The following is a 26,332-nucleotide window of genomic DNA, read 5'->3' as shown; positions in this document are numbered from 1 at the left end:
GCGGCAGCATGCGCAAAAAGACCAAGTGGTACGCCGCCGCGCTCGGGCTCACCACGGCGGGAGCCTTCGTGCTCACCGCCGGGGGCGCGAGCGGCCACGGCTACACCGACCTCCCCGTCAGCCGGCAGAAGCTCTGCCAGAACGGCACCGTCACCGGCTGCGGCGACATCCAGTGGGAGCCGCAGAGCGCCGAGGGTCCCAAGGGCTTCCCGGCGGCCGGCCCCGCCGACGGGCGGATCTGTTCCGCCGGGAACAGCCGCTTCGGCCAGCTCGACTCGCCCACGAAACCGGGCGGCGGCGCCTGGCCGACGACCCGGGTGACGGGTGGCCAGAACTACACGTTCCGATGGCAGTTCACGGCCATGCACGCCACCACCGACTTCCGGTACTACGTCACCAAGCAGGGCTGGAACCAGAACCACGCCCTCGCCCGCTCGGACCTCAACCTCACGCCGTTCTTCACGGTCCCCTACAACGGCCAGCGCCCGCCGTCCACGCTCTCCCACACCGGACGCCTGCCGTCCGGCCTGAGCGGTCACCATGTGATCCTCGCGGTGTGGACGGTCGCGGACACCGGCAACGCGTTCTACGCCTGCTCGGACGTCACGTTCTGAGTTCCCCGGGACGCCGGGAAGCTCGGCACTCCCCTTGAGGCGGAACACCGGTCGGCCGGGTAGGTGCCCTCGCCGCGGCCGGCCGGCCCTGTCCCATGCCGCCCGGACACGACGATGGCGGCTTGCGTTCGCGTTTCCGCGAGCACAAGCCGCCATCGTCATCGTGCGCCGCCAGGGACTCGAACCCCGGACCCGCTGATTAAGAGTCAGCTGCTCTAACCAACTGAGCTAGCGGCGCATGACTCCCGCCCTCCGCCTTCGGCGGCCGGCGACGGAGAAAATACTACCTGGTCCTCGGGGGTGGTTCCGACCGCCCGCGGGGGCGGGTCCGGCCGGGTCCTAGATCGCCAGTGACAGCAGGACCGGCGCCGCGTTCCGGTTCAGGGTGTCGGCGGCCTGGCGCAGCCGGTGGGCGTGTTCGACGGGCAGGGAGAGCGCCAGGCAGCCCGCGGTGGAGCCGGCGGTGATCGGGACGGCCGCGCAGACCGTGCCGACGGCGTACTCCTGGAGGTCGAGGTGGGGCACGGTGGGTGGCTGGGACTCCAGGCGGGAGAGCAGCAGCTTGTCGCTGGTGATGGTGCGCGAGGTGAGGCGGGCCATCTTGTGCCGGGAGAGGTGGTCGCGCCGGCCGTTGTGGTCGAGTTGGCCGAGGAGGCTCTTGCCGAGCGCGGTGGCGTGTGCGGAGGAGCGGAAGTCCACCCACTCGTTGACCGCGGGCGTGGCCGGGCTGTCGGCGTACTGGGTGATGGTGACCTCGCCGTCGACGTACCTGCTGATGTAGACGGCGGCGCCGACGGAGTCGCGCAGCCGGTCCAGGGTGTGCTGGAGCTTCTCGCGCAGGGCCTCCTCGCGGTGGTGCGCGGAGCCCAGGCGGGTCAGGGCGTCCCCCGTGACGTACGCCCCGTCGGTGATCTGCTCGACGTATCCCTCGCGGCGCAGCATCCGCAGGAGCGGGGTCAGTCGCTCCGTGCCGAGGCCGGTCCGGCGGGTGAGTTCGGCGTCGGTGACGCCGGTGGTGTGCCCGGCCACCGTCTCCAGGACGCGCAGGGCGTCCTGGGCCGAGTGGTTGGGCGTGGTCGGCTCGTGCTTCAGCGCCACGGTCTTCCCCCTGCGGTCGCTTTCTGGCCGTAGATCCGGACAGCGAATCACGTCCACGATAACGGCGAAGAAGGCGGGAGGGAGGGGTTGTCGGCGAGATTGTGGCGCCGCTCCGGCGCTCTCAGCAGCGCCTCTGACCCTATGGCATATGCCGCAAGCGTGAACCGACGCCGAGACCTGGGGTAATCGAGTGATCACGTGCCGTAGTCACAACACGGCGCTGAGAAATTCCCGGGTCCGTTCCTGCTCCGGCGAGCTGAAGATCTTCTCCGGCGGACCGGACTCGATCACCCGGCCGGAATCGAACATCAGGACCTGGTCCGAGATGTCCCGGGCGAAGTTCATCTCATGGGTCACACAGAGCATCGTGATGTCGGTGGAGCGGGCGATGTCCCTGAGGACGTCGAGGACGCCCGCGACCAGCTCGGGGTCGAGCGCCGAGGTCACCTCGTCGAGCAGCAGCACCTGCGGCCGCATCGCCAGGGCCCGCGCGATCGCCACCCGCTGCTGCTGGCCGCCGGAGAGCCGGGACGGCCTGGCGTCGCACTTGTCGGCGAGACCCACCAGGTCCAGCAGCTCGCGCGCCCGCTCCTCGGCCTCGTCCCTCGACAGGCCGAGCACGCTCACCGGCGCCTCGGTCACGTTTCTCAGGACGCTCATGTTCGGGAACAGGTTGAACTGCTGGAACACCATCCCGATCTTCTTGCGGACCTCGCGGACCTGCTTCTCCGGCGCCGGGAACAACTGCTGCCCGTCGACGGTGATCGTGCCCTCGTCGGGCTTGGTCAGGGTCATCAGCAGCCGCAGGATCGTGGTCTTGCCGGAGCCCGAGGGGCCGATGAGGGTGACGTGCCGGCCCGGCTCCACGCGGAAGTCCAGGTGGTCGAGGACGGTGTTGTCCCCGAACCGCTTGGTGACCTGCTCCAGGCGTATCAGCTCGGTGCTCTCGGAGCGGCGGTCGACGGGGTTCTTGCTGGTCTCAACGGACAAGGCGTCGCTCCAGGGTGCGCAGGAGGAGGGAGGCGAGGTAGGAGATGGCGATGAAGGCCACGCCGATGACGGTGACGGGCTCGGTGAACTGGAAGTGCTCCTGGGAGAAGAGCCGCGCCCGGCCCAGCAGCTCCAGGACGGTGATCGTCATCAGCATCGGCGTGTCCTTCAGCATCGCGATGACGTAGTTGCCGAGCGCCGGCACGACCCGGCGGACCGCCTGCGGCAGGATCACCGCACGCCAGGTCCGGGTCCTCGACAGGTTCAGCGCCGTCGCCGCCTCCCACTGGCCGGCGGGCACCGCCTCGATGCCGGCCCGGTAGACCTGCATCGTGTACGTCGAGTAGTGCAGGCCGATCGCGAGGACGCCGGTGGCCGTCGCGGACAGGGTCAGGCCCCACTCGGGCAGCACGTAGAAGAGGAAGAACAGCTGGACCAGCAGCGGGGTGTTCCGGACGAACTCGGTGACGGCCCCGACCGGCCACTGCACCCACCGGGTCGGCGTCCGCATCAGCAGCGCCCACACCAGCCCCAGCGTGAACGAGATCAGCGAGCCGAGGACCAACGCCTGCAGGGTGACCCCGAGCCCCTCCCGGAAGAGCGGCATGAAGTCGCCGACGGCACTCCAGTCCCAGTTCATCGGACACCTGCCTTCAGGTGGCGCTCGAGCCCTCGCATCACCCGCGTGAGCAGGAAGGCGATGACGAAGTAGATGAGCAGCACGTACGTGTAGATCTCGGCGCTCTCCTGGAGCGCCAGGCGCACCAGGTTGCCGCTGAAGGCGAGGTCGCCCATGCCCATGACCGACACCAGCGCCGTGCCCTTCAGCAGCTCGATGAGCAGGTTGGAGAAGGGCGGGATCATCTCCGGCACCGCCTGCGGCAGCAGGATCTTGCGCATCCGCTGGGCGGGGGTGAAGCCGAGCGCGATGCCGCCCTCCTTCTGCGCGGGGTCGACGGAGCCGAGCGCGCCGCGCACGATCTCCGACCCGTACGCGCCGTAGGTCAGGCCGAGGGCGAGCGTGCCCGCCCACATCGGCACCAGCTGCCAGCCGAAGGCGAGCGGCAGCACGAAGAAGACCCAGAAGATCATGACGAGGGCCGAGGTGCCGCGGAACACCTCGGTGTAGAAGCCCGCGAGGAAGCGGACGATCCACAGCCGGTGGGTGCGCGCGATCCCGACGGTGAAGGAGACGGCCGCCCCCAGCAGGGCGCTGAACACCAGCAGTTGGAGGGTCGTCCAGACCCCCTTGAGGACCAGGTCCCAGAGTCCCGAGGTCATCCGCCGCAGAGCTCCTTCGCCGTCAGGTCGGTCATCTCGGCCTCGGTGAACCCGAAGGGCTTCAGGATCCGGAAGAGCTCGCCGCTCTTCTTCAGCTTGTGCAGTTCGACGTTGAAGGCGTCCCGCAACGCGGTCTCCGTCGGCCGGAACGCGAACGCGCCCCCGTCCACGTGCGGTGTGCCGTCGACGAGCGGGGCGAACGGCTTGGTCGCCTCCGCCTTGGCCGACTTCTTCACCACCTCGCGGGCGGTGAGCGCCGTCCCCGCGAACACGTCGACCCGGCCCGCCTCGACGGCGTTCAGGCCGGCGACCTGGTCCGGCACGATCAGGATGTCGCTCTCCTCGTAGCCCGCCTCGACGGCGTACTGGATCTCGGCGTACCCGGTGCCGGTCGCGAAACGCGCCTTCTTCTTCACGGCGTCCTGGTAATTGTGAAGATCCTTGGGATTTCCCTTCCGGACGATGAAGGAATCCAGCATCTGGTAGTCGGGGTCGGCGAATATCACCTGCGCGCAGCGCTCGGGATTGACGTACATCCCGGCCGCCACGACGTCGAACTGCTGGGAATTCAGCCCCGGAATGAGCGACCCGAACTCGGTGGGCACCGGCTGCACCTCGTCGACTCCGAGCCGCTTGAATATGACTCTCGCCAACTCGGGTGCCTCACCGGTGAGCCGGCCGTCCTTGTCGATGTATCCGAACGGAATCTCACCGGCGATTCCGAGACGTACGACACCCTGCGCGCGGAGCCGGTCGAGCAGGTCGCCGCCGGGTGCGGAGGACGCCGTGGCCACGCGTGCGCAGCCGGTCGCGCCCAGTGCGCCGAGCGCCGCCACCCCCGCGAGCAGCGACCGGCGTGTGGGTTTCGCGATGCGTGCGTTCTGTCTGACGTGCCTGTTCGGTGGAGCCATGGCGGCGCAGCTACCCGGCACCATCCGGGTTATGCACCATGGAGGGCATGGCTGACCGCTACATCGACGTATCGCTGGTCACAGGGGGAATCAACTGCACGGCAAAACTGCTGGAAGACCGGGCTCCGGTCACCTGCGCCGCCGTCTGGAACTCCCTTCCGCTCACCGGTGACGTCTATCACGCGAAGTACGCCCGCAACGAGATCTACGCCCTTTTCCCGCCGTTCGCGGAATCGTAACCACCCCTGGAAAACCCGACAGTTACACCGATCCCCGGAGATCTCTGCTATTTCTCCTTCTTTGGAGCCGAGTTGGGCACCCGCGCCCACGGCTACGACCGCGAGGTCCGCGCCGGCACCACGGTCGTGGACCTGGCCCTGTTCTACGAGCGCAGCAACCTGCTCCTCGACGGGGACGTCGGCTGGGTCCCCGGCATCGTCTGGGGACAGGTCGTCGAGGGCCTGGAGGCGATGGCCGAGGCCTGCAACGACCTGTGGCGGACGGGAGCGGCGGGGGAGACGCTCAGCTTCCGGAGGAGGTGAGCCGGGGTCACCGGCCCCGGGCCTGCGGCGCGGAGGCGATCCCGGACGCGTACAGCGCGTGCGCCGCCCGCAGCACGAGGTCGTCACGGTGCCGGGCGGCCACGATCTGCAGTCCCACCGGCAGTCCGTCGCCGTCCGTCCCCACCGGGACGGTGGCCGCGGGCTGCTGGGTGAGGTTGAAGGGGTAGGTGAACGGCGTCCAGCCCGTCCACCGCCGGTGTCCCGAGCCCCTCGGCACCTCCGCCCCCGTCTCGAACGCCGTGATCGGCAGGGTCGGGGTGAGCAGCAGGTCGTGGGTGTCGTGGAAGCGGCCCATACGGCGGCCGAGTTCCATGCGGACGTCCACCGCGGCCAGGTAGTCGAGCGCGCTGAAGCGGGCGCCCTCGGCGCTGATCTCCCGCAGCCCGGGGTCGAGCGACTCCTTCGGCAGCCGCCGGGTCACCTGGGCCGCCCCGGCGAACCACAGGGTGTGGAAGGCGTCCACCGGGTCGGTGATGTCGGGGTCGGCCTCCTCGACGTACGCGCCGAGACCGGCCAGCCGCTCCACGGCCCGCCGTACCGCCGCCGCGACCGCCGGGCGCACCGCGACCTGGCCGCCAAGGGACGGCGAGTACGCCACCCGCAGCCCCCGCACGCCCCCGCCCAGCGCCGCCGTGAAGGACCCGCCGACCGGTCCCAGCGCCGACCAGTCGCGCGAGTCGGGCACGCCGATCACGTCGAGGAGCAGGGCCGCGTCCGCCGCGTCCCGGGTCATCGGGCCGACGTGCGCGAGCGTCCCGAAGGCGCTGGCCGGGTAGAGCGGGACACGGCCGTAGGTGGGTTTCAGGCCGAAGACGCCGCAGAACGCGGCCGGGATGCGGACGCTGCCCCCGCCGTCCGTGCCCAGCGACAGCGGGCCCGCTCCGAGGGCCACGGCCGCCGCGCTGCCGCCGCTGGAGCCGCCCGCGGTGCGGGACGGGTCGTGCGGGTTGCGGGTGACGCCGGTGAGAGGGGAGTCGGTGACGGCCTTCCAGCCGTACTCGGGCGTCGTCGTCTTGCCGAGGAAGACCGCGCCCGCCTCCCGCAGCCGGGCCACGGACGGGGCGTCCTCGTCCCAACGCCCCGCGGGGTCCACCGTCTTCGAGCCGCGCAGGGTCGGGTGCCCCCGCAGGAGCAGGATGTCCTTGACCGTCACGGGCACCCCGTCCAGCGGTCCGGACGGTTCCCCGCGCCGCCACCGTTCCTGCGCGGCGCGCGCCTGCGCGAGGGCCTCGTCCGGGAAGAGCCGGACGAACGCGTTCACCTCCGGCCGGCTGCTCCGCTCGGCCCGCTCCAGGGCGGCCCGGGCCACCTCCACCGGGCCGAACTCGCCCGTGCGGTAGCCGTCGAGGAGCCGGCCCGCGGTCATGGTGGTGAGGTCCGTCATGCACCCTCCAGGGAGGTCAGTGGCCGGGCACGTACCCGCGCTGTTTGTCGACCACGTTCCGCAGCGGCCGGCCCGCCGCCCACCGCTCGAACAGCTCCACGAACTGCGTGCCGAGTTCGTCCCGCCAGCCGACCGTGTCGCCGCTCATGTGCGGGGACACGAGCAGCCCCGGCACCCGCCACAGCGGGCTGTCCGAGGGGAGGGGCTCGGTCGCGAGGACGTCCAGCGCGGCACCGCCGATCCACCGTCGCTCCAGTGCCTGGACGAGCGCGTCCTCGACGACGAGCCCGCCCCGGCCGACGTTCACGAACCGGGCGGAGGGCTGCATCACGCCGAAGCGGCGCAGGTCGAACATGCCGTGCGTCTGCTCGGTGAGCGGGGCCGCCGCGATCACCCAGTCGGCGCGGGCGAGGAGACGGTCCAGGTCCTGCGGTCCGTGGATGCCGGTGCGCGGGACGCGGCCGACGACCGCCGTGGTCACGCCCAGCGCCTTCAGGGTGCGGGCGATCGCCCGGCCGATCGGCCCCGAGCCGACGACCACGGCGTGCGTGCCCGCGACCCGCAGGCTCTCCCGGTGCCGCCACTCGCGCCGTTGCTGGAGCTCCCAGGTCTGCGGCAGGTCCTTCGCCATCGCCAGCACCAGCGCGGCCACGTACTCGGCGATCGGCTCGTCGAAGACACCGCGCGCGTTCGTCACCACCGTGTCCGACGCGACCAGCTCCGGACACATCAGATGGTCCACGCCGGCGCTCGCCGTGTGCACCCAGCGCGGCCTCGGCCCCTCGCCCGGCCAGGCGGCCCGTACCGCGCACGAGGTGAAGTCCCACACCAGCAGCACGTCCGCCTCCGGCAGCCGCGCCGCGAGGCCGTCCTCGCCGGTGTGCACCACCCGGGCCCGCCCGGTGAGCCGGCCCAGCCGGGGCGGCGGGTCGGCGTCGAGAACGAGGAGCGTGGGGACGGCGGACATCCGAATGCCCCTTCCTCGGGCGGTGACCAAGGGCCTGACGTGCACGGATTGACCACGTTCGCACCCGAACCCACCGTCGTCAACACGGCCGTCGACACGGTCCGTTGCCGCATCCTGTCTCACGGTGAGGGCGGTGCCCGCCATGGACGTCACCCTTCTCGGCGGCCCCGCGCCCAGCGCGGTCTCGGCGTCGTCGCCCCCTTCGGCTTCGCGCTCGACCGCGAGCTGTGGCGCTGGACGCCCGACGACGTCTCCCTCCACCTCACGCGCACCCCGTATGCACCCGTCGAGGTCGGTCTGGACCTCGCCCGCCGGTTCAGCGAGCACAAGACGCTCGGCGACGCCGTCCGCACCCTGATCGCCGTCGCCCCCGAGGCCGTCGCCTACGCCTGCGCCTCCGGCAGCTTCGTCGGCGGGCCCGCCGGGGAGCGCGCGATGGGCGAGGCGATGACCCGGGCCGGCGCGATGCCGTCCGTGACCACGTCCGGCGCCCTCCTGGAGGCGCTGGCGGAGCTCGGCGTCCAGCGGGTGGCTCTGGTGACCCCGTACACCGAGTCGGTGACCCGGGCCCTCGAGGAGTACGTCGGGCAGGCGGGCGTCACGGTGACCGGGTGCGCGTTCATGGGCCGGCACATCTGGAAGGTGACGTACCGGGACGTGGCCGTGATGACCCGGCGGGCGGCGCGCCCCGAGGCCGCCGACGCGCTGTTCATCTCCTGCACCAACCTCCCGACGTACGACGTCATCCCCCAACTGGAGGCGGAATTACGCATACCGGTGATCTCGGCCAACCAGGTGACGATGTGGGCGGCGCTGCGCCGAATGGGTACCCGAGCCGTGGGGCCGTACCGGGCTCCGCTGGACGAGGGGGCGCGGCAGCGGCCTCCCGTACTGCCCGAAGAACAGCAGGAAGGCTGGACATGACCGCACTCGGATTCCTCTACCCGGGCCACTCGGCCGAGGACGACTACCCGCGCATCGAGCAGCTCCTGGGCAGTGACATCCGGGTGGACCTGGTCCACACGGACATCGGCGAGGACGCGCACCACGTGGACGCGCTGCGGCAGATCGGCGCGCCCGAGCGGCTCACGGCGGGCGTCGAGCAACTGCGGCTGTCCGGCGCGGAGGCGATCGTGTGGGCCTGCACCAGCGGCGGCTTCGTGCACGGCTGGGAGGGCGCCCAGGAACAGGTGCGCACCCTGGCCCGGGCCGCCGGGATGCCGGCCTCCTCGACCTCCTTCGCCTTCGTGCACGCGGCCCAGGAGATCGGCGCGCGCCGGGTCGCCGTCGGCGCCACCTACCCCGACGACGTGGCGGAGCTCTTCGCGCGATTCCTGCGGGCCGGCGGCCTGGAGGTGACCGGCGTGCACAGCTCCGGGATCGTCACGGCCGCCGAGGTCGGCACCTGGGGCGAGGCCGAGGTCTTCGCACTGGCCCGCGCGGCCGACGAGCCCGGCGCGCAGGCGGTCCTGCTGCCCGACACCGCCCTGCACACGGCCGCCCACCTGGCAGACCTGGAGAAGGAGCTGGGCAAGCCGGTCCTCACCGCCAACCAGGTCACGGTCTGGGAGGCCCTGCGCCTGACGGACAGGCGGGTGAACGCCCCCGGACTCGGATCACTGTTCACGCGGGAGCCGCTCGTGCAGGTGTGACCCGGCGCCTGCGCGGCCCGGCACCTGCCCAACCCGTTTCCCGCGTGGCCGGTTCCTGCGCGGCCCGGCCCGGGGGTGCCTCCGCCCGCCCGTGCCGCGGCCCCGACGCAGGCCGCGCCGGCGGGAATAAACGGGGACTGCCTCCTGTTAGCGGCTGGAGGACACCGCACGCCGAGACCAGGAGGAACCCGTGGCGGCAGACGAGACGGCGGCAGGCGAGCAGACGGCGGGTGAGAAGCCGTCGGCCGGGACGGCGGCCGACGAGATCCGGGGTGTGGTGCGCGGCACCGCCCCCGTCCCCCTCTCCGTACTGGACCTGGTCACCGTCGGGTCCGGCCGCACCGCCACCGACGCCCTGCGCACCAGCGTCGACCTCGCCCGGCTCACCGAGGCGCGCGGCTTCCACCGGTACTGGGTCGCCGAGCACCACTCCATGCCGGGCGTCGCCTCCTCCTCGCCCGCGGTGATCCTGGCCCACCTCGCGGCCCACACCGACCGCATCCGGCTCGGCTCGGGCGGCGTCATGCTGCCCAACCACGCACCGCTGGTGATCGCCGAGCAGTTCGGCACCCTGGAGGCCCTCGCCCCGGGCCGCGTCGACCTCGGCCTCGGCCGCGCCCCCGGCACCGACGGCGCCACCGCCGCCGCCCTGCGCCGCACCGACCGGCTGAACGAGGGCGCCGACGACTTCCCCGAGCAGCTCGCCGAGCTGACCCGCTTCCTCGACGACGACTTCCCCGACGGCCACCCCTACCGCCGTATCCACGCCGTGCCCGGCCCCGTCCAGGCCACCTCCCCCGGAGGGGTCCAGTCCCGGCACCGCCCGCCGGTCTGGCTGCTGGGCTCCTCCGGGTTCAGCGCCCGCCTGGCGGCCGTGCTCGGCCTGCCGTTCGCCTTCGCGCACCACTTCTCCGCGCAGAACACGATCCCCGCGCTCGACCTGTACCGCGAGCACTTCCGGCCGTCCGAGGTCCTCGACGAGCCGTACGCCCTCATCGGCGTCTCCGTGCTCGCCGCCGACGACGAGCGCGAGGCCCGCCGCCAGGTCCTGGCCACTGGTCTGAACATGGTCCGCCTGCGTACCGGCCGGCCCGGCCTGTTCCCCTCCCCCGAGGAGGCCGAGGCGCACGCGTCCAGCTCGCTGGAGAAGGAGTTCGTCGAGTCCTGGACCGCGAACATCATCCACGGCACGGCCGACGAGGTCCGCTCCGGGCTCGACGACCTCCACAAGCGCACCGGTGCCGACGAGTTGATGCTCACCAGCCACGCCCACCGCGGCGAGCTGCGCCTGCGCTCCTACGAACTCGTCGCGGACGCCTACGGGTTGCCGACCGCGTAGGACGCGGTTTCCAGCAGCTCGGAGATACGATCCGGCGTCACCGGGCGGGAGTACAGCCAGCCCTGCCCGGTGTCGCAGCCGATGCTTCTCAGCCGGGTGGCCTGCGCGGCGGTCTCCACGCACTCGGCGGTGACGGTCAGCCCGAGCCGGTGCGCGAGGTCGATCATCGCCTCGACGACGACCTGGTCGGCCGGGTTCGGCGGCGCCCCCGCTCCCTCGTACTGGAAGCCGCGCACGAACGAACCGTCCAGTTTCAGCACCGACACCGGCAGCCGGCTCAGGTACGCGAGGTTGGAGTAGCCGGTGCCGAAGTCGTCGATGGCGATGTTCACGCCCATGTCGCTGAGCGCCTGCAGGGCCTGCAGCGGCCGTCCGGCCGAGCCCATCACCGCGGACTCCGTCAGCTCCAGCTGGAGCAGATGCGGGTCCAGCCCGGTCTCGGTGAGGATCTCCGCCACGTCCGACACCAGGTCGGAGTCCCACACCTGACGGACCGCCACGTTGACGCTGACGAACAGCGGCGGCTCGTCGGGCCGTTCCAGCTGCCAGCGGCGGGCCTGCCGGCAGGCGGTGGCCAGCACCCAGCGGCCGAGCGGCACGATCGAGCCGTCCTCCTCGGCCAGGGCGACGAACCGATTCGGCGGCAACAGCCCGAACCGCGGGTGGTCCCAGCGCACCAGCGCCTCCACCCCGCGCAGCCGCCCGTCCGCCATGCCGACCAGCGGCTGGTACTCCAGACGGAACTCGCCCCGCTCGATGGCGGGGCGCAGCGTGGAGGCCAGGGCCTGGCGGGTCATCAGATGGGCGTTGCGCTCCGGGTCGAACAGTGTCCAGCGGTCCTTGCCGTCCACCTTCGCCCAGTACAGCGTGGTGTCGGCGGCCTGCATGAGACCGGTGGCGGTGGTGCCCGCCGCGAGCCGTTCGACGACCCCGATCGACGCGGAGACGTTCAGCCGCTGCCCGGACAGGTCGAACGGCGCCTGGAGCGCCTTGAGCACGGACTCGGCGAGGTCCGCGAGCTGCTCGGTGCCGGTGGAGTCCTCCACCAGCAGCGCGAACTCGTCTCCGCCGAGCCGCGCGACGAGCGGCACGCTCGGCCGGGTCCGTCCGGCCTCCTGCGCGCACTCCGTCAGCCGCTCGGCCACGGCGGCCAGCAACCGGTCGCCGACCCGGTGGCCGAGGGTGTCGTTGACCGCCTTGAACCCGTCGATGTCCAGGTAGCACAGCCCGATCCGGCCGGTCCCGCTCTCCTCGTACGACTCCGCCTCCAGGGCGGCCGACACCCGTTCGAAGAACAGCGTGCGGTTGGGCAGCCGGGTCACCGGGTCGTGCATCTGGAGGTGGCGCAGCCGCGCCTGGAGGTCGCGGTGGGCGCTGATGTCGGCGACGGACAGCAGGACGCCGGACGCCTCGCCGTCCAGGGGCGCCACGGTGACCTGCGCCCACAGTGAGCGGCCGTCGGGCTGCTTCAGCCGCCGGGTGCAGCGCAGTCTGGCCTGACGACCGCGGAGCACCTCGCGGTAGGCGTGCCAGGTGCGGGCGTCGGAGGCCAGGTCCAGCAGGTCGGCGGCCACCCGCCCGACGAGGGCCCCGGGTCCGCCGCCGAGCAGCGAGCCGAGCGCCGCGTTGGCGTCGGTGACCTGGCCCTCGCGGTCGACGACCGCCATGGCGAGGGGCGCGGACGTGAAGACGGAACGGTAGGCGGGCGCACCGCCGTCGAGGTCTTCCCAGCCTTTCGTGCCGTCCCCGCCTTCCGTGCCCGCCGAGACTTCCGTGCCTGCCGTGGCCTCCCCACGAGGAGATGCCTCGATGTCACTGTCTGTGACGGCCGACCGGTCGAGGTCTGCCGCGGGCGTCGGCCCTTCGGACGTTCCGCTCACCGCTCGCTCCCGCAGTGCACTCGATCTCTGTCCGCGCAGGAAAGTGTGCCGATCATAGATGCTGGCCCCGGACTTGCGCAGCCACTGCCCAGTGTCCCGGAACACCCCCCGCTTCTGACAGATCGTTTCTGCCCCCAGGTGGGCCGGTTCCGCGACCGGGCGACCACGTGTGACGTTCCGTGAGGATTCCGGGGGTGTCGGCGCTGATGCCCACTTTTCTCCCTTCACTCATCTGGTGCATATAAACAGGGCGTACTACAACAAATCACCACAGGCTGGGTGCGGTGTCCCGTTGAACCGTTCCCGGAGGTCCCTGTGCCGCGACAGCTCTCGCGCCCCCGACTGCGCAGCACCGCGGCCGTGTTCACCACCCTCTCGGCGCTCGCCGCGACCTCTCTCATCACCGGTCCCTCGGTCGCCGAGCCCCTCGCGGTGCTCCCCTGCGCCCTCAAGCGCACCGAGGCCCACCACTCGGAAGGCCTGGACACCTGGAACGCCGCCTATCCGCAGCCCCACCGGAACCTCGACGCGGTGATGGTCTTCCTGTCCTTCCCGGACTGGGCCCCGATGAGCTCGCCGGCCGAACTGGCCGCCGACCACTTCCCGGCCACCAGTGACTACTTCCACCAGGCCTCCTACGGCAGGTTCACCCTGACCGCGCACCCGCTGCCGCGGTGGATCCGCATGCCGAAGCCGTCCACCGCGTACGCCATACGGCGTGACTGGAATAGCGAGCGCCGCGCCGCCTACCTGCGCGACGCGCTCGCCGCCGCCGACGGCCAGGTCGACTTCTCCCGCTACGACGTCGTCTACTTCGTCGCCGACCCGGACGCCCCGGGCGTGGACTCCGACGCCACCAAGGTCGTCAACATGGACCACCCGCTGCGGGCCGACGGCACCGAGATCCGCCGGATCGTCACGGTCTTCGAACAGCACCCGCCGGACCGGCTGGTTCTCGCCCACGAGACGGGCCATGTCTTCGACCTGCCCGACCTCTACCGCCGCCCGGTGGACGGCAAGGGCGACTGGGACACGCACGTCGGCGACTGGGACCTGATGGGCAGCCAGTTCGGACTGGCGCCCGACCTCTTCGGCTGGCACAAGTGGAAACTCGGCTGGCTGAAGCCGCACCAGGTGGCGTGCGTACCCACCGGTGCGGCGACCCGGATCACGCTGGAGCCCCTGAGCGCCGGACCGGGCGTCGCGGTCACGGGAGCCTTCGGCGCGCCGGCCTTCGGACTCGGCAACGGCACCAAACTCGCGGTCGTCCGCACCGGCACCGGCAGCGCCCTCGCCTTCGAGGCGCGCGGCCCGATCGGCAACGATCACTCCGCCTGCCGCTCCGGGATCCTCGTCTACCGCGTCCAGAGCGGTGCGGAGTCCGGCCGGGGTCCGGTCGAGGTGATCGACGCCCATCCCCGCACCGAGGCCTGCTGGCAGGACTCCGTCTACCCGCCCCTCGCGGACGCCCCGGTCGCCCTCGGCGAAAGCTTCACGGTGCCGGGGGAGGACGTGCGGGTGGACGTGGAGGGGCGGACGGTGGCGGGGTCGTGGGTCGTGAGGATCACCGCCGCTTAGTCCTCGCGGGGGTGAGGCGCGCGCCCCCGCGGCCGCGCGTCGGCGCACGCGGGTCGGCGTGCGCGTGTCGGGTCGCAGGCGTGTCGGCGTACGCGTCGCGGCGTACGCGAAAGGCCCCCCGCTCGCGCGAGGGGCCTTTTCGTGTCGTGCGCCGCCAGGGACTCGAACCCCGGACCCGCTGATTAAGAGTCAGCTGCTCTAACCAACTGAGCTAGCGGCGCCTGCTGACGTCGTAGACCTTAGCACCCTGGTCGGCGGGGTGAGAAATCGATATCCGCACGGCCACCCGGGCGGCCCGGACGGCTGCCCAGAGCAGGATCTCGGGGCCCGGCAGCCATGGGTGGCGGGTGTCGGGGGCGACCATCCACCGGGTGGCGGCGTCCTGCGGGGAGGTGAGCGGGGGCGGCACGGTCACCGCGTCGCCGGTGCCGTGGCACAGCAGCGGCGGGACGGTGCCGGTACGGCCGTCCGGGCGGCCGTCGGCGCTCCACTCCTCCCACTCCAGCAGCGAGGGAAGCCGCTGCGCCGTCCCCGGCGCGGCGAACAGCAGCGTCCGCCCGCGGAACGCGGCCACCGGCCCGGAACCCGGCCCCTCGCCCCACAGCCGGTCCAGCATCAGCCGCCCGAACATCGCGGGCGCGCTCACCACGTCGAAGACGGAACCGCAGGACAGGACGACCGGGGCGTGCGGCCGCTCCTCCCAGAGGGCGAGCGTGCTGCGGGGGTACGTGCCGGCGGAGGCCAGCCAGGCGGCGCCGTCCGGGGTGACTCCGGCGGCGTGATCGGTGAGGTGGGCGTCCCATGCGCGGCTCATGACATCCATGTCTACCGCGCGTGAGCGGGTGATTCCCCTGTGTTGCGGGAAACGGGGACAGGAGGGGGCCGGAGGGAGTATCTTGCCCGCCTGGCATATGCCGGAACGTTACGGAGAGTGGGCACCGCGGGATGTCACGGGGCTCGGTGGGGTGTCACGGGCGGGGTCGGTGTCTGTGGGCGCCGTGGGTTACACGGGGTCGACGTGCCCGCGCCCGTCGATGTCACCGCGCAGCAGGTCCTGCCCGAACTCGACCATCTTCTTCGCGTAGTCCTCGGTCCACTCGGCCTGCTCGGCGATGGCGGCGGGCGTCAGCCGGTCGAACCGGCGCGGGTCGGCGAGCTGGGCCGCCGCCATCGCCTGGAACTCCACCGCCCGGTCGGCCGCCGCGCGAAACGCCTGCGTCAGCTCCGTGGCGCGCGCCAGCAGCGCCTGCGGGTCGTCGATCGACTCCAGATCGAAGAAGTGCTCCGGATCGCCGGCGGCCTCCGCGGGCTCGAAGAGCAGGGGCGCGGGGCGTAGCCGCGGTTCGTTCCGACGCGGCGTGGGCTCCGCCATGTCTTCTCCTCCTCGTACGGTCGTGATGGCACCACTGGTGAGCGGACCACCCTCCATTGTCCTCCGACGACGCAAGGGGCGGGGAGCCCGTGCACAAGCTCCGGCCCCCCTCCTCAAGGCTTCCGCCCCTCGTGATGTTCCCCGAGCCGCGCCGGCACCGAACAGGGCACGGTCACGGCCGCCGGCTCATCCGGTGTTCCGCCAGGTGGGCGAGGACCGCGTGGTGCGCCTCCGCAGTCCGGGCTGCGCTGGTCGGCCGCCTCCGGCGGCGTGGCCGGACTCCGTCCGGCGGGGGCGGAGTGCCGCCTGCCGGCGTGGCGTGGGTACCGGGTTCGGTCACGGCCGCCAGCTCACCCGGTGTTCCGCCAGGTGGGCGAGGACGGCGTGGTTCGCCTCCCAGCCGTCCGGGAACTTCACGAGTGTCCCCAGCTGCACCGGCTCGGTCGACGGATAGTCGTCCAGCAGGTCGCCCACTCCCGCGCGGCACACGACGACGCAGGCGTGCCGGTGGCGGGAGGCGAGGACGCAGAGGCGGCCCGTCTCCAGGTGGAAGGCGGTGGCGTCGGGACGGCCGGAGAGGGGGTGGAGGATGACGGTGACGTCGTACTCCCGGCCCTGGAGCCGGTTCGCCGTGTCCACGGTGACGTCCGCGACGCCCAGGCCGGCGAGGGCCGCGCGGATCGCCGCCGCCTGGTCGCGGTGGGCCGTGCCGACGGCGATCCGATCGGCGGTCAGGGGGGCGGGGGCGGAGGAGCGTTCCGAAGTGGCCGCTCCGCCTCGGTCCAGCATGCGGCGGACGACCGTCGCGACCGCCCGTACCGCCTCCGGGTCGGTGCGGGGCGTGTGCCGGGCGGGCAGCTCCAGCAGGCCCCAGCCCGACTCCGCCGCCTCGTCGATCACCCGGTCGGGACCGGAGCCGTCCGACGGCACGGCGAAGGCCAGCCGGCGGTCGCCGTGGTCCGTGCCGCTGCGGAACGGGGTGTACGGGTAGAAGGCGTCCGAGACCAGGGGCGCCGCCGACGCCGGCAGCCGCCACGACACCGGCAGCCGGTGCTGCGGCAGGCCCGGGTTGTGCGCCAGCAGCGTGGACACCGCCGAGACCGACGGGTCGTACGACAGGCCCGCCCACTGCTCGCTGCCCACGATCGCGAAGGGGTCCAGCTGCCCCGGGTCGCCCACGAACAGCGCCCGCTCGAACAGCCCGGCCACGGCCAGCAGACCGTCCGAGCGCATCTGGTACGCCTCGTCCACGATCGCGTGCCGCCACGGCTCGTCGACCTTCACATGCGCCCACTTCGCCGCCGTGGAGATGACGACGGGCAGCCCGGTCAGGTCGCCCGCCTTCGCCGACTTCCGTACGTTCGGCAGGTCGTCCAGCGCCTTGTCGTACGCGTCGGTGTCGCTGCTGTGCAGGCGGCCCACCGGCAGCTCGGGGCTCTTCTCGGCGAGCCGCAGGACCAGGTCGTCGACCTGGGCGTTGGTCTGCGCGACCACCATCAGCGGGCGCCCCGCGTCGGCCAGTTCCAGCGCCGCGCGGACGACCAGCGTGGACTTGCCGGCGCCGGGCGGGGAGTCGACGACCACACCGCGCGCGGCACCGTGCAGCGTGTCGTGGAGGATCGCGTCGGTGGCGCGGGTGGCGGCCGTACCGGGGTCGAAGGCGGCCTCGGTGGTCACAGGGTGTCCTCCTCGGTGAGGGGGTCGGCGGCTTCCAGGACCGGCTCCCCGGGCGGCCCGCCGTGCGTCCACGGCGTCTCCTCCGGGTCGGGCAGCTTCGCGCCGCCGCGCTGCTCGTGTTCGAAGAGGGTGAAGCACAGCCGGTCGCCCTTCTCCGGCACCGACCCCTCCTCGGGCTCCTTGCCGCGGCCCATCCTGTCGACGATCCGCAGCACCAGCAGGCCCTCGTCCTCCTGGCCGACGTACTCCGCCGCCTGCGGCCTGCCGCCCAGCGACCGGAACACCTTCGCCCGCTCCCCGAGGTGCGGCCGGTCCTCCGTACGCACCGTGACCAGCGGGCGCGGACTCGGCCGCCTGCCCTCGCTGTACGCCATGACGACGTCCACGACCTCGCCCGCGAACGCCTCCCCGGCCAGCCGCCGCCCCGCCATCACCAGCGGGTCGTCGAGGGCCTCCTGCGCCTCCAGGCGGGCCTGCTCGCGCTCGCGCGTGGCGAGCTTGTTGGCCGCGGTGACCGCGTCGTCGCGGCGCGGCTGCGGGGGCTCGCCCGCCACGACACGGTCGCGGTGGCCGGTGAACGACCAGCGGTCGCGCGTCCACCGCTCCTCGACATGCGCCCCCTCCGGCAGCGTCCGCAGCAGGTCCAGCCCGCGCCACACCGCCTCCCAGGTGGGCAGCGTCCGACTCCGCACCAGCTCGCGGATCCGCTGCTCGGCGGCGGTCAGCTCCCCCAGCCGGTCGTCGGCCTGCAGCCCGTCCTCGGCGGCGGCCAGGGCGGTACGCGCGCGGTCGTAGCGCTCGATGGCGGGGGCGAGCAGCTTGTTGTCGAACGCCGGGTCGGTCGCCGGACCGGCCGGCGGGCACAGCAGCTGTCCCTCCGCGTCGCGCGCCAGCTCGGCCTGAAGGGCGGCATCGGCGCCCGTCCGCCCCTCGGGCGGGTCGATCCAGGCGAGCAGCGCCCCCAGATGCTGGTCCTCCAGGCTGGACTGCCCGGTCGCCCAGTGCCGGCCCAGCACCTCCGTCAGCGCCAGCAGCAGCGACGAGCCGGGCACCCGGGCCCGCTCCCCGAAGTGCGTCAGCCACCGCCCGAGCAGCGGCACGCGCGGCGGCGCCGGATACGGCGTCTCCGGGTCCTGCTCCGCCGTACGCCGAAAGCGCATGGAGCGGCCCAGCAGGCGGACGAAGTCGACGCCCGCGCGGCTGGGTACGACCAGCTGGGGCGCGTCGGCGCACAGCTCGACCTCGACCTTGACGCGCTTGCCGGTCCCCGGGTCGGTCTCACTGCGCTCGGCGGCCTCGACGACGCCGGCATAGGAGTCGATGTACGGCAGGACGACGTCGGCCAGTTCCGCCAGGAACGCGAACCTCAGGTCGCGGTCGCGCGGCTGCGGGACGACCAGCAGACGGGGCGCGTCCCGGTCGGTGCCGACCAGCGCGCCCAGCGGGGCGCCGGCCTCACCGGCGGTGGTCAGCGGCACGAACACCAGGGGCCGCTCGGCCAGGTGCCGGTGCCGGACGGTGGCAGCGGGCTGGGCCCGGCCGGTGGTGACGGCCTCGAGGCGGGCGAGGGTGGCGATCAGCGACACATCGCCCCCAGCGCCTCGCTCCGCAGCTGTGCCGCCCGGCGCAGGGCCGCCACCGCCGGGTCGTCGGGATCTCCGGCCTCCCCGCGCGCGGCCGCCAGCACGTCCTCGACGGTCGTCAGCCCGCCCAGCTCGGCGCGGACCGGGCGGCCCAGCGTGGTCACCGCGCCGGCCGCGCGGGAACGGTCCCGGCAGTGGAACGCCAGCTCGCACGCGGCCAGGCACTCCGGCGCGTACGTCGCCGGGACCGACTCGACGGCCGCGGTGAGCTGCTCGGGGGGCAGCTCGGGGGAGAAGCACGTGCCGTCCGGGAGGGCGTCGGCGATGTCCTGGATGCGGGTGAGCCGGGCGAGCTGGCGGCTGGTGACCGCGCGCTGCTTGCGGACGTCCACGGCGGACGCGGTGGGCAGGTTGGAGAAGTCCTTGGGGCAGACCAGCAGGACGCGGTGGCGCACCTCCGGGGCGGGGTCGAGGCGGGCGGCGATCTCCTCGAGCGCCAGCACGTACACCGCGGCCTGGCGGGCGGCCGCGCCGACCTTCGCCGGATCCGCCGCGCCGTCCAGCATGGGGAACGACTTGATCTCCACCACCGTCCAGCTGCCGTCCGGATGGACCACGACCGCGTCCGGCTCCAGGAACGCGGCGGAGCCGGCGACGTCGAGCGCGAGCATCGGATGGTCGAGCAGCGTCCAGGCGCCGGACGCCTCGGTGGCCTCGCGCAGCGTCAGCGCCGTCCGCGCGGTGCGGCCCTCGGGGCCGATCGCCGACAGGTCGGGGACGCTCGCCCCGGCGGGCGGTACGGCGCGCGGGTCCAGCTTCTCGTGCACGAGACGCAGCAGCTCCGCGCCGCCGTCCGCCTTCACCTTGGCCTCGAACGCGTTCCCGCGTGTGAGGGCGAACTGCGACTGCCCGAAGGCCGACGGCGAGCCGAGCGCGCCCGCCAGCGCCGCCTTGTCCACCCCGGCGCCGTCGAGGATCGCGCGCCGTCTGCAGCCCGGGTTCGCGGCGAGCGCCGCGAGGGCCCGGGCGTCCAGCGCCTTGGCGGGTACGTCCGGACCGCGCAGGTCAGCGAGCCGCTGCCGGAGTGCCGTCCCCCGCGTCCGAGGGGGAGGGATCCGGCTCGGCTCCGGGCCCGAACCGTGACTCGCGCTGCCGTGGAATTCGCTCACCCGTGGAAGTCTGGCATCCGCCACTGACAATCGAGGTCTCCGCGCCCACGGAGGCCGTCGGGACGGACGGGACAGGCGCCGCGAAGAGTGGGGCGCGGGACGCGATTCGGACCCTGATCCGGTCCGCCCGGCGCATCACCGCCGGCGCCAGCAGCAGGCCCGCCCCCATCACGGCCGCGCCGGCGACCGCGTCGAGGAAGTAGTGGTTCGCGGTGCCCATCACCACGATCGTCGTCACCAGCGGGTAGACCACGCCGGCCACCTTCGCGAGGCGCGTGCCGCCGTGGCGCCACAGGATCACCCCGCACCACAGCGCCCAGCCCACGTGCAGACTCGGCATCGCCGCGTACTGGTTGGTCATGCCGCCCAGCCCGCGCGGCGCGCTCGCCTCGCCGCCCCACCAGCCGTAGGCGCTGTACTGGGCCATCGTGTCCACGAAGCCGTGTTCCGCCGACAACAGCCGGGGCGGGCAGGTGGGCAGCAGGGTGAAGCCGATCAGACCGATGAAGGTCGACGTCATCAGCCAGGTGCGGGCCGCCCGGTAGTGCACGGCGCGCGAGCGGAACAGCCAGACCAGGAGCACCGGTGTCAGCAGGTAGTGCAGCGACGCGTACCAGAAGTCCGCCGGTATCCCGATCCACGCCTCGTCGCGGAAGAGGCGGTTCAGCGGGTGCTCGGCGTTGATGTGCAGGAACTTCTCGATCCGCAGGATCGCCAGGCCGTGGTCGACGGCGGTGGAGACGTCCCCCCGCGCGAGCAGCCGGCCCGCCGAGTAGCAGGCGTACACCAGCAGGATCAGCGGCAGCTCGGTCCACCAGCGCAGTCGGCCCCGCGGGGCCGCCTCGGTGCCCGGTGTCTCGGTCTGCGGCATCCGATCGCCTCCCCCTTCTTGTCGCTGCGTCGCCGGTGGCACGGGAGGTGCCACTTTACGGCGTGCGAACGCCCCCGTTCCGGACGCCCCCCGGCCCTCAAAGACGCTGAGATCGCCCCCCGGGTTGCCCCTGTTCAGGGTGAGCGATGATGGAGTCGTCCCGCCTTCGATTTCCCCCCGGAAGGGTTCCTCATGGCACCGCGCATCCTGCTGGCCCGGCACGGACAGACGGAGTGGTCGCTGTCCGGCAAGCACACCGGCAGGACCGACGTGCCCCTCCTGGAAGAGGGCCGCCGCGGCGCCAAGCTGCTCGGCGAGCGGCTGCACCGGACGCCGTTCGACGGCCTGCCCGACGTCGAGGTCCGCACCAGCCCGCTGGCCCGCGCGCGTGAGACGTGCGAACTCGCCGGCTTCGGCGAGCGGGCCACCGCGTGGGACACGCTGATGGAGTGGGACTACGGCGCCTACGAGGGCATGACCCCCGCCGACATCCAGGCCGTCCGGCCCGGCTGGCTCATCTGGCGCGACGGCGTGCCCGAGGGCGAGAGCCTGGCCGAGGTCACCGCGCGCGCGGACGAGGTCGTCGCCTGGGCGCGGGCCGAGGACCGGGACGTCCTGGTGTTCGCGCACGGGCACATCCTCCGGTCCATCGGGGCGCGATGGCTGGGACTGCCGCTGGACTTCGCGGCGCGGATACGACTGAATCCGACGTCGTTGTCGGTGCTGGGCTGGGCCTACGGGGAACCGGCGATCGAGAGCTGGAACGACGTGGGGCACCTGGGTTAGCCCGCCGGGGGCGTTCGTCCCCCCGTCCCTCGCCCTCGCCCGGGCGGGGCGCCCGCTCGCCCCGCCTGCCCGACCGTCCCTAGACCGTGCGGGGCGTCGACGCGTGCCGTTCCAGGAACGCCGACACCCCCGACGCCCGCCGATGCGGCAGCAGCACCCGCGCGGTGCCCGCCAGCATCGTCTGGATCCGGGACGACTGCACCTGCTCCAGCAGATCCAGCACCCGCATCCCCGCCGCCGCGGCTTCGTCCGGCCGCCCGCCGCGCGCGAGGTCGTCCGCCAGCTCCGCGGTGTACAGCGCGATGTTCCGGGTGAAGTGGGGATCCTGGAGCCGCGCCGCCCGCCGCGCGTGCCGGGCCGCGCGCGGCCAGTCGCCCAGGGCGGACCAGCACTGCGCCTCCAGCCCCTCCAGCTCGGCCTCCCCGTAGAAGCTCATCCACTCGGGGTCGGCGTCACAGGGGCCCCGCCCGTAGAGAACTTGGGCACGCGCGAGTGCCCGTTGGCAGCCGGTGCGGTCGGCGAGCCCGGCCCAGCCGCCCGCCTCGCGCAGCGCGAGCAGCGACATCAGCCGGGACGAGCCGAGGGGACGTGCGACGCGCTGGGCGGCCTGGGCCGCGCGCACGGCCTCGCGCGGCCGGCCCGCGTCGCGTGCGAGGAACGCCGTGTTGCAGAAGGCGTGCGCCTCCAGCGCCTGGTCGCCGGTCATCCGGGCGGTCGCCAGGGCCTCCGCGTAGTGCGAGCGCGCGTCGTCGAACCGGCCCGAGTCGTGCGCCAGCCAGCCCACCGAGATGGCGAGCTCACCGGCCCCCGAGTGCAGTCGGTCGGCGGTCGCCTGCCGGGTCGCGCCGGCGTCCAGCAGCGCGTACGCGGCGCGCAGCGGCGTCGCCGCGCGCCGGTAGAGGCCGTCGGCGCCGTGCCGGTCGTCCAGCAGCCGGATCCTGCGGACCGCTTCTTCGAGGGCGCTCGCCTCGCCCGCCCCGGCGCGGCGCACGGGACGTTCCGCCGCCGATGCGTCCAGGGCGAGCCCGATGGGGCCCAGCGAGGCGGCGGCCACCGTGGCGCCTCCGCCGGTCATGAATGCGCGACGCAGCACGTCGCTCTCCTCGTGGTTGTGGTGCGTGTCGTACGGGTCCTGCGTGTCATACGGCTCGTTCGCTCCGCTCGTCTCATCGGCGCCCGGCGTGTCCCCGGCGCCGCGCGCCCCGCGTCCGCGTACGGACGAACGGGGCGCGAACCCCAGATCGGTGAGCGTGCGGCCGGGGAACATGTGCAGAAACACCCGCTCGTACGCGTAGTTGGGGCACCGGATCTCCCCGGCCTCGACCCGGCCGATGTAGCGCGCGTCGCAGCTGACCCGCTCGCCGATCTCGCGGGCGGCCCGCCGTACCAGCGCGGCGAACTCGGTCGGCGAGCGCTGTCCGCGCAGCTGCCGGAAGGCGAGGTTGGGCCGTGGTGGCTGGTTGGGCCGGGGCGGGGGCAGCGTGGACGACGCCATGGCCGGGTCCTCTCGTGCGAACCGTCGAACCATGCCGGATCCAGTCTGGGTTGACCGTTGCTTTTCGGGGCGCCCACCCTGGTCTCCGGCGGGCAAGAACGTACCTTCTGCGACCGGGCCGCCACGCAGTGTTTGGCTACAAACCGGATATCTCATCCAGCATCTGCCATGAACTGCCATCCTTTGCGGCGGACTTCCGCCGTAGCCGTTGACGGCGTCCCGCGTTGAACCCTGTGGACTGCAAGAGGGCTGCGTGGTGGAGGCCGGCATGGTGACCAGCCAGAGCAACGATCCTTGTGCGCCGTCGGTGACGGCCTGTGAACTCGTGACGGTGCCGACCCGGCACGGGCTGGAGGCGGTCGACATCCTGCTCCGGGGACCCGGGGACACGGTGGGGCCCGTGCTGCACGACGACGGGGGCGGCACACTCGCCTTCCTCGTGCCGCCGGGCACCGCGGCCGCCTGGGACGTCCCGGGAAGCACCTGCACCGAGACCGACGGCAGAGGACTGAGACTCGACCCCGAGCCCCCGGTCGAGGGCTCGGACTGGCTGGTCCCGCCCGGCGAGACGGACCTCGCGACGGATCCGGCGGTACTGCGTCGGGCGTTGGGGGAAGCGGCACGGACGATCGAGGCGGCGGACAACTGCCGGTAGGGCCGGCCGCGGGCGGACCGTCGTCGGTCACGGACGCCGTACGCCGCCGGGCAGGTACCGGCGGGCGGGCAGGTACCGGCGGGCGGGCAGGTGCCCGTGGGCGCGGTCGGCCGCCGCTCGGTGCGGGGTGCCCCGCCTGCGAAAATGCCCGTATGGGAAAGTCCAGGAACACCCGGCGGGCCCGGCGGGAGCGGGAGGCCGACGCCACCGTCGCCGAGACCGTCGACGGCGGGCTCGCACAGCTCGTACCCGACCGGGACCGGACGCGGGCCCGGACCCTGCTCATCGACGGCGCGCCCCAGTCGCACGTGGACCTCGACGACCCGTCCTTCCTCTCCTTCGAGTACCAACGGCGCCTCGGACACGTCATCGACCTCGCCGCACCGCCCGGCAAGCCCCTGCACGTCGTCCACCTCGGCGGCGGTGCCCTCACCCTCGCCCGGTACGTCGCCGCCACCCGCCCCCGCTCCACCCAGCAGGTCGTCGAGCGCGACGCCGCCCTCGTCCGACTGGTCCGCCGCGAACTGCCGTGGGACCCGGGTGCGCGCATACGGGTCAGGTCCGTCGACGCCCGGGAAGGGCTGGCCAAGGTGGCCGACGGGTGGGCGGACCTGGTCATCGCCGACGTGTTCAGCGGGGCCCGGACACCCGCGCACCTGACCTCGACCGAGTTCCTCGACGAGGTCCGCCGCGCCCTCAGGCCCGGCGGGCTCTACGCCGCCAACCTCGCCGACGGCCCGCCGCTCGCCCACCTGCGCGGCCAGATCGCCACCGCCGCCGCCCGCTTCCCGGAACTCGCCCTCGTCGCCGACCCGACCGTGCTGCGCGGCAAGCGGTTCGGCAACGCCGTCCTCGTCGCCTCCGACCTGACCCTGCCGGTCGCCGAACTGACCCGCCGGGCCGCCTCCGACCCGCACCCCGGCCGGGTCGAGCACGGCAAGCCGCTCACCGACTTCACCGGCGGGGCCGTACCGGTCGTGGACGCCTTGGCGGTGGCCTCACCGGCCCCTCCGCCGTCGGCGTTCGGATAGTCCCGATGGTTCCGACCAGCCGGCCGGCCCCGGGGGCGCCGACCCGGCGTCAGTAGGTGCCGACCTCCACCCGCGGCGGCCCGTCGTGCCACGTGCAGAACACCGACACCCGGTCCGCGCCCGAGGAGAACTCCACCCGGATCCAGGTCTCCGTCTTCCACACCTGCATGGACCAGCCCGCGCCCGGCGTGGCCGAGACGAGGCTCGCGGAGGTCCTCCCGAGGTCGAAGACCACCCGGCCGCCGTCGGTGTCGTAGCTCTTGACCTGGCCGGTGGAGCTCGGGGGAGCGGAGGCCTCCGGCTCCGCGTCCGACGGGGAGGGCGGGCGTGGGGTCCGGCTCGGCGTCGGGGGCGGGCTGTCCGACGGGCTCGCGGAGGGAGCGGAGGGGGTGGGGCGGCCGGTGGCCGGTGCCGGGGACGTCGGCTCCCGCGTGGTCATGTCCCCCGCCGTCAGCGGCAGGGCGCGCGGCGGGTCGTACGCCGTGCCGGTCATGACCGTGTGGACACCCCACCACGACAGCGTGACCGCCGCGCCCGTGGCGAGCGACCAGGCCAACAGGTGTACGAGTCCTCTGCGCATCGCGGGCCATCTTGCCCCACGGGCCTCACCCGTGTCGCACGGACGGTCCACCGGTTGTCCACAGGGGGCGAGTTGTCCACAGGCTCGAATGCCCCTCGCCCGCATGGCGTACGGTGCGGCGCATGGCAAGTGTGCTCGTGGTCGAGGACGACCAGTTCGTACGCTCGGCGCTCATCCGGCACCTGACCGACGCCTCGCACACCGTGCGCAGCGTCGGGACGGCACTGGAGGCGCTGCGCGAGGTCGCCCATTTCCGCTTCGACGTGGTCATCCTGGACCTCGGACTGCCGGACCTGGACGGCTCCGAGGCCCTGAAGATGCTGCGCGGCATCACGGACGTGCCCGTCATCATCGCCACCGCCCGCGACGACGAGACGGAGATCGTCCGGCTGCTGAACGCGGGCGCGGACGACTACCTGACCAAGCCCTTCTCCGTGGAGCACCTCTCGGCACGCATGGCGGCCGTCCTGCGCCGCTCCCGCGCCGGCACCGGGGACGCCCCGCCGTCCACCGTCCTGCGCGTCGGCGGCCTCACCGTCGATCCGCTGCGCCGCCAGGCCGAGCTGGACGGTGTCCGTCTCGACCTCACCCGGCGCGAGTTCGACCTGCTCGCCTTCCTCGCAGGCCGGCCCGGTGTCGTCGTCCCGCGCCGGGAGCTGCTCGCCGAGGTCTGGCAGCAGTCCTACGGCGACGACCAGACCATCGACGTCCATCTGTCCTGGCTGCGCCGCAAACTGGGCGAGACGGCGGCCCGCCCGCGCTATCTGCACACCCTGCGGGGCGTCGGCGTGAAACTGGAACCGCCCACCGTGGAACCGCCCTCCACCGAACCGTCCGTCACCCGACCGCCCTTCGC

The 26,332-nt window shown here is 73.1% G+C and carries 23 protein-coding genes, 2 tRNA genes and 3 pseudogenes; 10 read left to right on the top strand and 18 right to left on the bottom strand.

The features are described from left to right. Positions 1-8 precede the first annotated feature (8 nt). Positions 9-614: a lytic polysaccharide monooxygenase gene (locus tag ACIBBD_RS15920; RefSeq protein WP_399419975.1), complete on the top strand. Its 606-nt coding sequence runs from the start codon at positions 9-11 to the stop codon at positions 612-614. Positions 615-778: 164 nt separating this feature from the next. Here ACIBBD_RS15920 and ACIBBD_RS15915 read toward each other — a convergent pair. The 6 genes from ACIBBD_RS15915 to ehuB all read right to left on the bottom strand — a co-directional run bounded on the left by ACIBBD_RS15915 (position 779) and on the right by ehuB (position 4,894). Beyond that, positions 779-852: transfer RNA gene (locus tag ACIBBD_RS15915), tRNA-Lys, on the bottom strand. Between the two features lie 101 nt (positions 853-953). Continuing rightward, on the bottom strand, positions 954-1,712 hold the full coding sequence (locus ACIBBD_RS15910; protein WP_399419974.1) for an IclR family transcriptional regulator: 759 nt from the start codon (positions 1,710-1,712) through the stop codon (positions 954-956). Between the two features lie 207 nt (positions 1,713-1,919). Next, positions 1,920-2,702: an ectoine/hydroxyectoine ABC transporter ATP-binding protein EhuA gene (gene ehuA, locus ACIBBD_RS15905; RefSeq protein WP_399419973.1), complete on the bottom strand. Its 783-nt coding sequence runs from the start codon at positions 2,700-2,702 to the stop codon at positions 1,920-1,922. Then, the gene (gene ehuD / locus ACIBBD_RS15900; RefSeq protein WP_399419972.1) at positions 2,692-3,342 is read right to left on the bottom strand and encodes an ectoine/hydroxyectoine ABC transporter permease subunit EhuD; all 651 of its coding nucleotides are present in this window, start codon (positions 3,340-3,342) and stop codon (positions 2,692-2,694) included. Before ehuD ends, ehuA begins: the two co-directional genes overlap by 11 nt. Continuing rightward, positions 3,339-3,983 (bottom strand): ectoine/hydroxyectoine ABC transporter permease subunit EhuC, encoded by a 645-nt coding sequence (gene ehuC, locus ACIBBD_RS15895; RefSeq protein WP_399419971.1) that lies wholly within the window; start codon positions 3,981-3,983, stop codon positions 3,339-3,341. The genes ehuD and ehuC overlap by 4 nt, the downstream gene beginning before the upstream one ends. Further along, on the bottom strand, positions 3,980-4,894 hold the full coding sequence (gene ehuB / locus ACIBBD_RS15890) for an ectoine/hydroxyectoine ABC transporter substrate-binding protein EhuB (RefSeq protein WP_399419969.1): 915 nt from the start codon (positions 4,892-4,894) through the stop codon (positions 3,980-3,982). The genes ehuC and ehuB overlap by 4 nt, the downstream gene beginning before the upstream one ends. A 47-nt stretch (positions 4,895-4,941) precedes the next feature. Here ehuB and ACIBBD_RS15885 point away from each other — a divergent pair. Next, a pseudogene (locus tag ACIBBD_RS15885) lies at positions 4,942-5,436 on the top strand (DUF3830 family protein). Between the two features lie 7 nt (positions 5,437-5,443). Here the strand turns inward: ACIBBD_RS15885 and ACIBBD_RS15880 are convergent. Next, on the bottom strand, positions 5,444-6,841 hold the full coding sequence (locus ACIBBD_RS15880) for an amidase (RefSeq protein ID WP_399419968.1): 1,398 nt from the start codon (positions 6,839-6,841) through the stop codon (positions 5,444-5,446). 16 nt (positions 6,842-6,857) lie between these two features. After that, positions 6,858-7,808 (bottom strand): D-2-hydroxyacid dehydrogenase, encoded by a 951-nt coding sequence (locus ACIBBD_RS15875; protein WP_399419967.1) that lies wholly within the window; start codon positions 7,806-7,808, stop codon positions 6,858-6,860. Between the two features lie 142 nt (positions 7,809-7,950). Between ACIBBD_RS15875 and ACIBBD_RS15870 the strand changes: the two are divergent. From ACIBBD_RS15870 to ACIBBD_RS15860, 3 genes and pseudogenes are all read left to right on the top strand, one after another. Next, positions 7,951-8,732: pseudogene (locus tag ACIBBD_RS15870) on the top strand (decarboxylase). Continuing rightward, a complete protein-coding gene (locus ACIBBD_RS15865) occupies positions 8,729-9,460 on the top strand; it encodes an aspartate/glutamate racemase family protein (protein ID WP_399419966.1) in 732 nt (243 codons plus the stop codon). The pseudogene ACIBBD_RS15870 and the gene ACIBBD_RS15865 overlap by 4 nt, the downstream one beginning before the upstream one ends. Positions 9,461-9,725: 265 nt before the next feature. Continuing rightward, positions 9,726-10,799 (top strand): LLM class flavin-dependent oxidoreductase, encoded by a 1,074-nt coding sequence (locus ACIBBD_RS15860; protein WP_399420126.1) that lies wholly within the window; start codon positions 9,726-9,728, stop codon positions 10,797-10,799. On the opposite strand, the gene ACIBBD_RS15855 is transcribed toward ACIBBD_RS15860, so the two are convergent. Continuing rightward, the gene (locus ACIBBD_RS15855) at positions 10,778-12,679 is read right to left on the bottom strand and encodes a putative bifunctional diguanylate cyclase/phosphodiesterase (RefSeq protein WP_399419964.1); all 1,902 of its coding nucleotides are present in this window, start codon (positions 12,677-12,679) and stop codon (positions 10,778-10,780) included. The genes ACIBBD_RS15860 and ACIBBD_RS15855 overlap by 22 nt on opposite strands. A 315-nt stretch (positions 12,680-12,994) precedes the next feature. Between ACIBBD_RS15855 and ACIBBD_RS15850 the strand changes: the two genes are divergently transcribed. Next, the gene (locus tag ACIBBD_RS15850) at positions 12,995-14,257 is read left to right on the top strand and encodes a M6 family metalloprotease domain-containing protein (RefSeq protein WP_399419963.1); all 1,263 of its coding nucleotides are present in this window, start codon (positions 12,995-12,997) and stop codon (positions 14,255-14,257) included. A 147-nt stretch (positions 14,258-14,404) separates the two neighbouring features. Here the strand turns inward: ACIBBD_RS15850 and ACIBBD_RS15845 are convergent. The 7 genes from ACIBBD_RS15845 to ACIBBD_RS15815 all read right to left on the bottom strand — a co-directional run bounded on the left by ACIBBD_RS15845 (position 14,405) and on the right by ACIBBD_RS15815 (position 20,929). After that, a tRNA-Lys gene (locus ACIBBD_RS15845) sits at positions 14,405-14,478 on the bottom strand. Further along, positions 14,469-15,071 (bottom strand): bifunctional DNA primase/polymerase, encoded by a 603-nt coding sequence (locus ACIBBD_RS15840; RefSeq protein WP_399419962.1) that lies wholly within the window; start codon positions 15,069-15,071, stop codon positions 14,469-14,471. Before ACIBBD_RS15840 ends, ACIBBD_RS15845 begins: the two co-directional genes overlap by 10 nt. 189 nt (positions 15,072-15,260) lie before the next feature. After that, positions 15,261-15,629 carry a hypothetical protein gene (locus tag ACIBBD_RS15835; RefSeq protein WP_399419961.1) on the bottom strand — a complete coding sequence of 123 codons (369 nt, stop codon included), beginning with the start codon at positions 15,627-15,629 and terminating at the stop codon, positions 15,261-15,263. Positions 15,630-15,965: 336 nt separating this feature from the next. Beyond that, on the bottom strand, positions 15,966-17,306 hold the full coding sequence (locus tag ACIBBD_RS15830; RefSeq protein ID WP_399419960.1) for an AAA domain-containing protein: 1,341 nt from the start codon (positions 17,304-17,306) through the stop codon (positions 15,966-15,968). Further along, complete coding sequence (locus ACIBBD_RS15825; protein ID WP_399419959.1) at positions 17,303-18,892, bottom strand: hypothetical protein; 1,590 nt, start codon at positions 18,890-18,892, stop codon at positions 17,303-17,305. Before ACIBBD_RS15825 ends, ACIBBD_RS15830 begins: the two co-directional genes overlap by 4 nt. Next, entirely contained in the window at positions 18,883-20,004 is a 1,122-nt protein-coding gene (locus tag ACIBBD_RS15820; RefSeq protein ID WP_399420125.1) for a hypothetical protein, read from the bottom strand. Before ACIBBD_RS15820 ends, ACIBBD_RS15825 begins: the two co-directional genes overlap by 10 nt. Beyond that, the gene (locus tag ACIBBD_RS15815) at positions 19,955-20,929 is read right to left on the bottom strand and encodes a phosphatase PAP2 family protein (protein ID WP_399419957.1); all 975 of its coding nucleotides are present in this window, start codon (positions 20,927-20,929) and stop codon (positions 19,955-19,957) included. The genes ACIBBD_RS15820 and ACIBBD_RS15815 overlap by 50 nt, the downstream gene beginning before the upstream one ends. A gap of 192 nt (positions 20,930-21,121) precedes the next feature. On the opposite strand from ACIBBD_RS15815, the gene ACIBBD_RS15810 reads away from it, so the two are divergent. Further along, complete coding sequence (locus ACIBBD_RS15810) at positions 21,122-21,715, top strand: histidine phosphatase family protein (protein ID WP_399419956.1); 594 nt, start codon at positions 21,122-21,124, stop codon at positions 21,713-21,715. Positions 21,716-21,794: 79 nt separating this feature from the next. Here ACIBBD_RS15810 and ACIBBD_RS15805 read toward each other — a convergent pair whose 3' ends face one another. Further along, positions 21,795-23,210: a hypothetical protein gene (locus ACIBBD_RS15805; protein ID WP_399419955.1), complete on the bottom strand. Its 1,416-nt coding sequence runs from the start codon at positions 23,208-23,210 to the stop codon at positions 21,795-21,797. 268 nt (positions 23,211-23,478) lie between these two features. On the opposite strand from ACIBBD_RS15805, the gene ACIBBD_RS15800 reads away from it, so the two are divergent. Together ACIBBD_RS15800 and ACIBBD_RS15795 are read left to right on the top strand one after the other, a co-directional pair. Further along, positions 23,479-23,865 (top strand): hypothetical protein, encoded by a 387-nt coding sequence (locus tag ACIBBD_RS15800; RefSeq protein ID WP_399419954.1) that lies wholly within the window; start codon positions 23,479-23,481, stop codon positions 23,863-23,865. 152 nt (positions 23,866-24,017) lie between these two features. Continuing rightward, positions 24,018-24,896: a spermidine synthase gene (locus tag ACIBBD_RS15795; RefSeq protein WP_399419953.1), complete on the top strand. Its 879-nt coding sequence runs from the start codon at positions 24,018-24,020 to the stop codon at positions 24,894-24,896. A 49-nt stretch (positions 24,897-24,945) separates the two neighbouring features. On the opposite strand, the gene ACIBBD_RS15790 is transcribed toward ACIBBD_RS15795, so the two are convergent. Beyond that, positions 24,946-25,476: a hypothetical protein gene (locus tag ACIBBD_RS15790; protein WP_399419952.1), complete on the bottom strand. Its 531-nt coding sequence runs from the start codon at positions 25,474-25,476 to the stop codon at positions 24,946-24,948. Between the two features lie 122 nt (positions 25,477-25,598). Here ACIBBD_RS15790 and ACIBBD_RS15785 point away from each other — a divergent pair. Then, positions 25,599-26,294 (top strand): annotated as a pseudogene (locus ACIBBD_RS15785) (response regulator transcription factor); the annotation flags it as partial. Positions 26,295-26,332 lie beyond the last annotated feature (38 nt).

The sequence above is a fragment of the Streptomyces sp. NPDC051315 genome, assembly GCF_044455165.1.
GTDB lineage: Bacteria > Actinomycetota > Actinomycetes > Streptomycetales > Streptomycetaceae > Streptomyces.
The sequence above is the reverse complement of the archived record's forward strand: the minus strand, read 5'-3'. Positions and strand labels throughout refer to the sequence as shown.